The sequence below is a fragment of the Erythrobacter sp. HI0063 genome, assembly GCF_001635685.1.
Taxonomy (GTDB): domain Bacteria; phylum Pseudomonadota; class Alphaproteobacteria; order Sphingomonadales; family Sphingomonadaceae; genus Qipengyuania.
The window spans coordinates 1-2,111 of sequence record NZ_LWFF01000123.1; the positions used below are offsets into that span (position 1 = coordinate 1).

Sequence of the window (2,111 nt, forward strand, 5' to 3'; positions counted from 1 at the left end):
GGACCCATTCCCCAGTAGTGGAGGAAGTAAAACATCGGTTCACCGCCGATCATGTGGTTATGCAATGCTACGATATGGATATCCCGCTCGCGCAGTGCGCGGAGCACGGGCTGGACTTCGTCCTCGGTCATGATGAAGTCACCATCCACGGCGGCAAGGTCGTTGGTGCCCGAGAACGCCGCCCAGGTCGTAAGCCCCATCGAACCACCGATCTCAACGCCGTGCATGCGGCCTTGGCGAGCGAAGGTGTATTTCACGACACCATCGGCGATGCTTGGCTCGGTGCCCAAGATTTCGCTCAGCGCCAGGGCTTCGATCGTGCCGTTTGCATCCGGCGTCATGCCACCGAAACTGCGCTGCGGCGTCGGCGAGGCGGCGCGCACTTCCTTGATGGCATCCCAGACGGCTTTTACACCCGCTGCCAACTTGGCGGTTTCCCCATGCCCGCCGATATGCATAAAATAGACCGGCGGATCGTCGAATATGAAGTGATTGTGCAGCGCGGTGACGGTCAACCCGTTGGCGAGGGCAGCGTCCATCGCGGCTGTTATCTCATCCTCGAATACGACCGTGTCGCCCATGACCATCACTCCGCCATCGACGGGTTTGAAGGCAGCCCATGAGCCGAGACCTGCCGGGGGATCGAGGCGCATGCCGTCGACCATCACCGGCACGTCGGCGCGCGTCCAACCGATGCGTGCGACCCCATCGTCGGTCATGGTGACCTCCGAGTGCGATGCCTCGAAAATCAGTGCCTCGAGATTGCCGAGATTATCCTGCGCGTGAAGAGCCGCCGACATCGCTGATAGCGATAGAGCCAAGCCGCCGACGAACAATGTTCTGCGTAATTGCTTCATCTTAGTTCTCCTTGGATGTGATTTCAGGTGCCAGCCATCATTGCGAGGTAATACAGCGACCCAATGAGTGCGCTCACGAAGAGAACGAGCAACATCCCGATCTTGAAGCGCAGCATGGCGATCAGGGCCGCAGCGGCAATGACGACGGAGGCGACGTCGATCGTGGCGAAGTCCGGCACGAGCAGGCGTGCGCCGTAACCTCGAACCTCGTCAAGCCGTGCGAAGGCAACGTGCAGTGCAAACCAGATGGCAAGGTTTAGGATCACACCGACGACTGCTGCCGTCACCGCCGAAAGCGCCGCTGTCAGAAGCTTCACGCCGCGCAGTTTTTCGATAAATGGCGCACCAAGGAAAATCCATAGGAAGCACGGCACGAACGTGACCCACGTGACGATGACCGAAGCCGCGATGCCCGAAGCCACCGGGCCTAACATGTCTGCTTCGCGATATCCCCCCATGAACCCCACGAATTGGACGACCTGGATCAGTGGACCCGGCGTGGTCTCCGCCATGCCCAACCCATCGAGCATTTCACCGGGGGCAAGCCAGCCATGCGTCTGCACGGCTTCCTGCGCCATATAGGCCAGCACGGCATACGCGCCCCCGAATGTCACGACCGCGAGCTTGGAGAAGAAAACCGCCAGTTCCGTGAACACGTGATTTGGGCCAACAAGAAGGATCAGCGCAATTATGGGAGCTGCCCAGATGCTGCCCCAGATCAAGGCCGTGCGGACTGCTCCGCGCCATGTAGGCTGCGCTTTCGCCATACCGCCTGTATGAAGCACGGCTTCCGGCTCGCTCTCCCCGTCCTCGGTCGTTTCACGGGCGCGAATGACCAGAAAGCGTGCAGGATCGAAATGCCCTCCAAGAAAACCGACCAGCGCGGCGGCCGCGATAATCAGCGGGAAAGGTGCATCGAATGCGAATATCGCCACGAAGGCTGCGGCGGCAATCAGATACATGGGCCAAGTTTTCAATGCCCTTTTCCCGATGCGCAGCAGGGCCTCGATGACTATGGCGAGCACCGCCGCCTTAATGCCGAAGAAAATCGCCTGGACGAAGCTGGCCTCCTGAAAACTGGCATAGAGCACGCTAAGCGCCATAATGCTGAGGAAGCCGGGAAGGACGAACAGGCATCCTGCGACGAGGCCACCGCGAACGCCGTGGAGCAACCAGCCAATATAGGTGGCAAGCTGCATGGCTTCCGGTCCGGGCAGGAGCATGCAGTAATTGAGCGCATGCAGGAACCGGTTC

At 60.1% G+C, this 2,111-nt stretch carries 2 protein-coding genes; both read right to left on the bottom strand.

Annotation, left to right across the window (positions count from 1 at the left end):
• On the bottom strand, positions 1-857 hold an 857-nt coding region (locus tag A3736_RS05290), incomplete at its 3' end, for a DUF1259 domain-containing protein (protein ID WP_233999241.1).
• 23 nt (positions 858-880) lie between these two features.
• Positions 881-2,101, bottom strand: a complete 1,221-nt coding sequence (locus A3736_RS05295) for a chromate transporter (RefSeq protein WP_255362959.1) — start codon at positions 2,099-2,101, stop codon at positions 881-883.
• Positions 2,102-2,111 lie beyond the last annotated feature (10 nt).